The organism is Saccharopolyspora sp. NPDC002686 (assembly GCF_040295745.1).
Taxonomy (GTDB): domain Bacteria; phylum Actinomycetota; class Actinomycetes; order Mycobacteriales; family Pseudonocardiaceae; genus Saccharopolyspora; species Saccharopolyspora oryzae.
Window position 1 is genome coordinate 1 of sequence record NZ_JBEOVY010000438.1, and the last position, 5,591, is coordinate 5,591.

The 5,591-nt window shown below is 68.1% G+C and carries 8 protein-coding genes; 2 read left to right on the top strand and 6 right to left on the bottom strand.

The genetic code is table 11. The annotated features are described in order from the left end of the window. Nucleotides 1-68: 68 nt before the first annotated feature. The 3 genes from ABTZ89_RS34835 to ABTZ89_RS34845 form a co-directional block, all read right to left on the bottom strand. The gene (locus ABTZ89_RS34835; RefSeq protein WP_351052949.1) at nt 69-1,223 is read right to left on the bottom strand and encodes an alkaline phosphatase PhoX; all 1,155 of its coding nucleotides are present in this window, start codon (nt 1,221-1,223) and stop codon (nt 69-71) included. Between the two features lie 340 nt (nt 1,224-1,563). Continuing rightward, nucleotides 1,564-1,740 (bottom strand): DUF397 domain-containing protein, encoded by a 177-nt coding sequence (locus ABTZ89_RS34840; RefSeq protein WP_351052952.1) that lies wholly within the window; start codon nt 1,738-1,740, stop codon nt 1,564-1,566. Beyond that, entirely contained in the window at nt 1,737-2,603 is an 867-nt protein-coding gene (locus ABTZ89_RS34845) for a helix-turn-helix domain-containing protein (protein ID WP_351052955.1), read from the bottom strand. Before ABTZ89_RS34845 ends, ABTZ89_RS34840 begins: the two co-directional genes overlap by 4 nt. A 146-nt stretch (nt 2,604-2,749) precedes the next feature. Between ABTZ89_RS34845 and ABTZ89_RS34850 the strand changes: the two genes are divergently transcribed. Beyond that, complete coding sequence (locus ABTZ89_RS34850) at nt 2,750-2,962, top strand: hypothetical protein (RefSeq protein WP_270947069.1); 213 nt, start codon at nt 2,750-2,752, stop codon at nt 2,960-2,962. A gap of 31 nt (nt 2,963-2,993) precedes the next feature. Here the strand turns inward: ABTZ89_RS34850 and ABTZ89_RS34855 are convergent, their stop codons facing one another. The 3 genes from ABTZ89_RS34855 to ABTZ89_RS34865 are packed head-to-tail and all read right to left on the bottom strand — an operon-like array spanning nt 2,994 to nt 4,943. Continuing rightward, nucleotides 2,994-3,152, bottom strand: a complete 159-nt coding sequence (locus ABTZ89_RS34855; protein WP_270947068.1) for a CG2302 family histidine operon protein — start codon at nt 3,150-3,152, stop codon at nt 2,994-2,996. A 25-nt stretch (nt 3,153-3,177) separates the two neighbouring features. Beyond that, nucleotides 3,178-3,840, bottom strand: coding sequence for a response regulator (locus tag ABTZ89_RS34860; protein ID WP_351052960.1), 663 nt, complete (start codon nt 3,838-3,840; stop codon nt 3,178-3,180). Next, complete coding sequence (locus ABTZ89_RS34865) at nt 3,837-4,943, bottom strand: sensor histidine kinase (protein WP_351052963.1); 1,107 nt, start codon at nt 4,941-4,943, stop codon at nt 3,837-3,839. The genes ABTZ89_RS34860 and ABTZ89_RS34865 overlap by 4 nt, the downstream gene beginning before the upstream one ends. Before the next feature lie 213 nt (nt 4,944-5,156). Between ABTZ89_RS34865 and ABTZ89_RS34870 the strand changes: the two genes are divergently transcribed. Then, nucleotides 5,157-5,495, top strand: a complete 339-nt coding sequence (locus ABTZ89_RS34870; protein ID WP_351052965.1) for a DUF6223 family protein — start codon at nt 5,157-5,159, stop codon at nt 5,493-5,495. The last annotated feature ends 96 nt before the right edge of the window (nt 5,496-5,591 follow it).

A 5,591-nucleotide genomic window follows, 5' to 3' on the forward strand; every position in this document is an offset into this window, starting at 1 on the left:
AGACGCCCTTCGCGCATTCGGTGTGGCGGTCGGCGGTTCCGGCACCGACCGCCACGCGTCAGGAAGGATCAGAGGGTGGTGCGGAAGGGGCCGGTGACTTCGTAGGTGATACCGCCGCTGCTGGTGCCGGTGGTGCCGCGCTGGGAGGAGAAGTACAGGCGGTTTCCGGCGGGGTTGAACGCGACACCGGCGATCTCGGAGCCCGACTGGCCGTTGATGCGGAGGAACGGGGCGACGACGTCGTCGGGGGTGATGATGCAGACTTCCATGTTGCCGCCGTCTTCGGCGACGTACAGGTCGCCGACGGCGGCACCGGTGATGTTGTCCACGCCGGTCAGCGGCGGGTTCGAGGTCAGGTTGTCGTCGTAGGCGATGTGCAGCTGGTTGTTCACCGCGTCGTAGGCCCAGACGCGGTTGTCGCCCTTGGTGGTGAAGTAGCAGGTGCCGTTGCGGTAGAACGCGCCTTCACCGCCGTTGAAGAGCTTCGCGCCGGAGACCTGCTTGCGGGTGGCGGTGGGGTTGCCGTCGGGGTCGGGGACGTTCACCCAGGACAGGGCGCTGCCGTTCTCGACGAGCACCTGCAGGGTGCCGCCGGCCGACAGGTCGCCCCAGGTGGTGGGGATGAACCGGTAGAAGCAGCCGTCGGGCTGGTCCTCGGTCTGGTAGATGACCTTGTGGTCGGGGTCGCAGGCGGCGGCCTCGTGCTTGAACTGGCCCATCGCGTCGCGCCGGACGGCGGGGTTGATGCCCCGGGGGTCGGTTTCCCAGGTGTAGCCGAAGTCGGTTTCCTCGCAGGACAGCCAGGTGTTCCACGGGGTGGGGCCGCCGGCGCAGTTGCGGGTGGTGCCGGCGAGGATGCGGTAGGCGCCGGTGACGTTGCCGTCGGCGTCGAACTTGACGGCGCTGACACCACCGCCGCCGCTGCTCATCTCGGAGTTGGAGACGTAGATCCAGCCGGCTCCGTCGGCGAAGCACGCGCCGCCGTCGGGCGCGCTGTGCCAGGTGTAGCCCGTGTTGCCGACGGTCTTGGTGGAGCGGGCGATCACGCGGCTGGTGAAGCCGGCGGGCAGCTGGATGCCGTTGGCGTCAGCGGCCTGCAGGGCTCCGTAGGGGCTGGTACCGGTCTGGGCGGGGTAGGCGATGGATTCCCGTGTGACGCTGAATCCCAAGGTGACCGCGGTGCCGCCGACCACGGCAGCGCGGAGGAAATTCCGTCTTTCCACGATGTTGTCCCTCTCCAAGAGCGGAAACAGAGGACCTGCGGCCGAAATCGACCAAAACAGGCCTCAGGGAATGTAGAGGGCGGCCGGTTTCCGATCAGTGCCGAAGCCATGAACTCTTCCCGGCCGACGGGTGGACCGAAGGATTTCCGAGACGGGAAGGCTATTTTGCCGAACCCCGAAGTATAAACCGGTTCTTCCACCAGGGAATAGTCCTCATTGGACAGGCAGCTCGAAGCGGCGGGCACCCCAGAGGCACCAAGAGCTGGCCCAACAGCGCGAAGGACGCCTCCCCGATCAACGGGAAGACGCCCTTCGCGCATCTAGCGATGCGCTGAGTCCTTCAGCGGAGGCTGGCCAGAAAACTCCGCCATGCGACGTGGCTGACTCGAATGTGCCCGTCGTCGGGGGCCTTCGAATCCCGCACCGCCACGGCGAAGTCGGTTAATCGAACCTCGACGCAGGCATTGCTGGACGCCGAACTCTTGCTGCTCTTGAACCATCCGGTGTCGTAGCTCATCGCGACATGTCCTTCAGTCTCGCCAGGAGCAGGTCGCCGGTTTCCTCGGGTGTCAGCGCCAACTGCCTGACTCGGTCGAACGCTTGGAACATGGGCTCGGTGTCCTCTTCTCGATCGTGATAAGTCGCCGGCCCATGAGAAGCGCTGAATGCGATCCTCGGCGCCACACCGTCGAAGTCAAGTGTGATCAACCCGCCGCCAAGGAGCGGGTTGTCCGGGCACTCGCTGGGAACCACCTGCACCGATATGTCCGGGCGCTCGTTGAGCTGCAGCAGGTGCAAGATCTGCCCGCGCAGAACAGCAACGCTTCCTACGATCTGGTGCAGCGAAGTCTCGGTCAGCACGAACACGACGGATTTGGGCATGTCCGAGCCCAGCACACGATTCTGCTGGTTCAGCCGATACGCGATACGACGCTCAGCCTCTTCTGAGTCGGAGTTCCACCAGGCCCCATCTCCTGCTCGCATGAGAGCCCGCACGTAGTCGGGCGACTGAGCCAGACCTGGGACAATGCCGGTTTCGTAGAACCCGATCGACCTGGCATCAGCCTGGAGATCGGTCAAACGTTCAAACGCGTGCGGCAGCTGGTCCGCGTAGGCTCGGCCGCGTTGCCGTTTTCGGGCTTGTGCACCGAGAGCGAGCGCGGTGGCTTGCTCTTCCTCGGGTACTCCGTAGAAGTTCAGCAGCTCAGCGAGTTCGTCCTGCGCGAGCGATCCGACGCCGATCTCCGCCCTGCTGATGCGGGCCTGCTTCCTGCCGATCGCTGCCGCCGCGTCGTTCTGCGAGACGCCCTTCCGCTCCCGCAACTTCTTGAGCATCAGGCCGAGCTGACGCCGCTCCACCGTCGGTCGGCCGTAGCCCATGTCGCGGCCTCCAACCACCCGTTCAGGGACTTACGAAGCGAGTATTAATACCCATAACTTTCCCCTCAAGGGGATTTACTCCCCTTGAAATATCCGTCAGTTGAACCTTACCTAGTTCGGGTCTTGTACCCGGAGGGGAGTCGGCCGTGTACCGAGGGCAAGGGGTGGAGACCGCCACGCTGGTCGGGATATCGGAGACCGCCGTGGTCACGCACGAGTACGACCCGGCGGTGGACGAGGTGAACCTGATCTTCCAGGGCAACGACGAGCTGGTGCTCACCTGCACTCGCCGGGGCTTCGCTCTGCTCCGCGACGCGGTCGCTGACGCCGATCAGGCCCTCGTTGCCCACTCGACCTGAAGCATTCGAAGATCGATGCCGCGTCGGCGGTTCAGCCGTAGATCATCCAGCCGATGCCGCCGACGATGGCCATCACGGCGGCGACGGCGAGCATGATCGAGAACCCGCGGGCGGTCTTCCACGTCGAGTAGACGCCGCCGATGAGGAAGCCGGCGAGCGCGAGCAGCACGATCGGGAGGTAATCGCCCATGCCCGGCAGCCTACCCAGCAGCTGGTCAGGGGTTTCGCGGGGTGACCAGGCCTGATTCGTAGGCGAGGACGACGAGTTGGGCTCGGTCCCGGGCGCGGAGCTTGGTCATGGCTCGGTTGACGTGGGTCTTCGCCGTCATCGGGGTGATCACCATGCGTTCGGCGATCTCGTCGTTGGACAGGCCGTGCGCGACCAGGGCGACCGCCTCGCGCTCGCGGTTGGTCAGCTCCTCCAGCCCCCGGCCGGTGGCGGGTTCGAGGGGCTGGGCGACGAAGCGGTCGATCAGCTTGCGGGTGATCGACGGTGCGAGCAGGGCATCACCTCGGGCAGCGACGCGCACGGCGTGCAGGAAGTCCTCCGGTTCGATGTCCTTGACCAGGAATCCGGCCGCGCCCGCGCGCAGGGCGTTGAAGACGTGCTCGTCCAGGCCGTAGTTGGTCAGGATGACGACGTGCACCTGGGCCAGCGCCGGGTCTTCGGCGATGCGGCGGGTCGTCTCGATGCCGTCGACGACCGGCATCCGGACGTCGACGAGCGCGATGTCCGGCAGGTGCTGCCTGGCCAGGGCCACGCCTTCACCGCCGTCGGCGGCCTCTGCCACCACCTCGATGTCGTCCTCGGCGTCGAGGAGCGCGCGGAACCCGCCTCGGATGAGCGGTTGGTCGTCGACCAGCAGGACTCGGATCACGGTTTTCGCTCCACGGGGAGTTCTGCCCGGACGGTGAAGCCGCCCTCGTCGCGCGGGGCCGCGCGCAGTTCGCCGCCGAGCGCGGTGACCCGCTCCCGCATCCCGAGCAGCCCGACGCCGGGTGTTGAGGTCTTCGGCGCGGCGGTGCCGTCGTCGTCGACGCGGATGACCAGGGCGTCGGGGCGGTAGTCGATCCGGACCGACGCGGTGGTGGCGGAGGCGTGCCTGGCGATGTTGGTCAGGGATTCCTGGACGATCCGGTACGCGGTCCGGTCTACCGCGGACGGCAGCTCGCCCCGCCGGCCCTCGATCGTCAGCTCCGCGTCGAGGCCGGTCGCGCGGGCCTGGCGGACGAGGTCCGGGACGTGGTCGAGCCCGCGCGGCGGGTTCTTGTCGTCGTCGCGCAGCGCTTCCAGCGTCGCCCGCAGTTCCCGCGACGCCTCGCGGCCCGCCTGCCGGATCGCCAGCAGCGCCTCCGGAGGCTGCTCGCCCCGCTTCTGGGCCAGGTGGACGGCGGCTTCGGCCTGCACTTTGATGACGGAGATCTGGTGGGTGAGCGAATCGTGCAGCTCACGCGCGATGTGCAGCCGCTCCTCGTCGGCGCGACGCCGCGCGGTCTCCTCGCGGGTGCGCTCGGCTTCGTCCGCCCGGCGCTCGGCCTGCCGCAGCGCTTCACCGGCCGCTCCGGCGGCGATCAGCCAGGCGATCTGGAGGACGTCCCGGGTCCGCGCGAACGCCTCACCGACGGCCAGGTCGAGCGGGGACAGCAGGACCGCGAACGGCAGGGCCAGCAGCATCAGCACCGAACCCGCGATCGCGACGAGGCGGTGCCCGGCCCGGACCACGGCGTACACCGCGAACAGGAACGCGACCGCGGGCACGTCGAAACCGGCGGCTTGGTAGCCCAGCGCGGACGCACCGGTCGCGACCAGAACGGCGACCGGGAACCGACGGCGCGCGACGAGCGCCAGCCCACCGGCGACCAACAACGGGTAGCCGAGCGGCGTCGCGGAGTGCTGCTCGGAAATCCCGGTCACCAGCAGAGCTGCGGCCACGCCGAAGGCGATCACCCAGTCCAGGACAGCGATCCGGCCTCCGCGCATGCGTGCACCCTAGCCGGATCGCCGTGCTGGCAACGCCTCTCAGCGGATGAGCTCCCACCTACCGCGGGCGCGGTAGTCCGGCAGGATCTGCAGCGTCCGCGGTAGCGCGAATTGCCCGCAGCTGCGCGACGACCGGCAGCGGGTCCTGCGGACATGATCGGACTTCCGAACCACGCCCCGGTCCGTCCGGGCCGACCACTCGCGGAGCACCTCATGTCCCTGCACCTGCTCGCCGACACCGCTCAGCAAGTCAGCGCCTACACCATGACTCCCGGACGCTTCTGGTCCGCGATCGCCGCGCTGGTCGGGCTGGGCGGTGCGGTCATCGGAGGGCTGGCCCTCGTCCGCCCCACCAAGCGCACCGGAACCGGAGCCGCAGCACTCGCGGCGGGGTTGTCGAGCATGGTCGTCGGCGGGTTCGTCGTGGCCTCCGCCGAAGGCGGCCCGGGCACCGGCTACGGCATAGTCGGCGGCTACCTCGACCTGGTGGTGGGGCTGGTCGCCGCAGTCCTCGGCTGGCTGGCGGTGGCCCGCTCCCGCCGCGCCGCCTGAGCAGCAGAGCACGTGAGCGGCGATGGTGGCGATTTAACCCCAAGCCCCACAAGAACGGCCGAGACGGGGGTAAGGGAAGAGTGGAGGGGAGGTTGT

Coding starts and splice junctions, on each gene's coding strand:
- ABTZ89_RS34840 (WP_351052952.1), bottom strand. CDS start 1,740: ATGAGCTACGACACCGGATGGTTCAAGAGCAGCAAGAGTTCGGCGTCC.
- ABTZ89_RS34845 (WP_351052955.1), bottom strand. CDS start 2,603: ATGGGCTACGGCCGACCGACGGTGGAGCGGCGTCAGCTCGGCCTGATG.
- ABTZ89_RS34855 (WP_270947068.1), bottom strand. CDS start 3,152: ATGGGCGATTACCTCCCGATCGTGCTGCTCGCGCTCGCCGGCTTCCTC.
- ABTZ89_RS34865 (WP_351052963.1), bottom strand. CDS start 4,943: ATGCGCGGAGGCCGGATCGCTGTCCTGGACTGGGTGATCGCCTTCGGC.
- ABTZ89_RS34870 (WP_351052965.1), top strand. CDS start 5,157: ATGTCCCTGCACCTGCTCGCCGACACCGCTCAGCAAGTCAGCGCCTAC.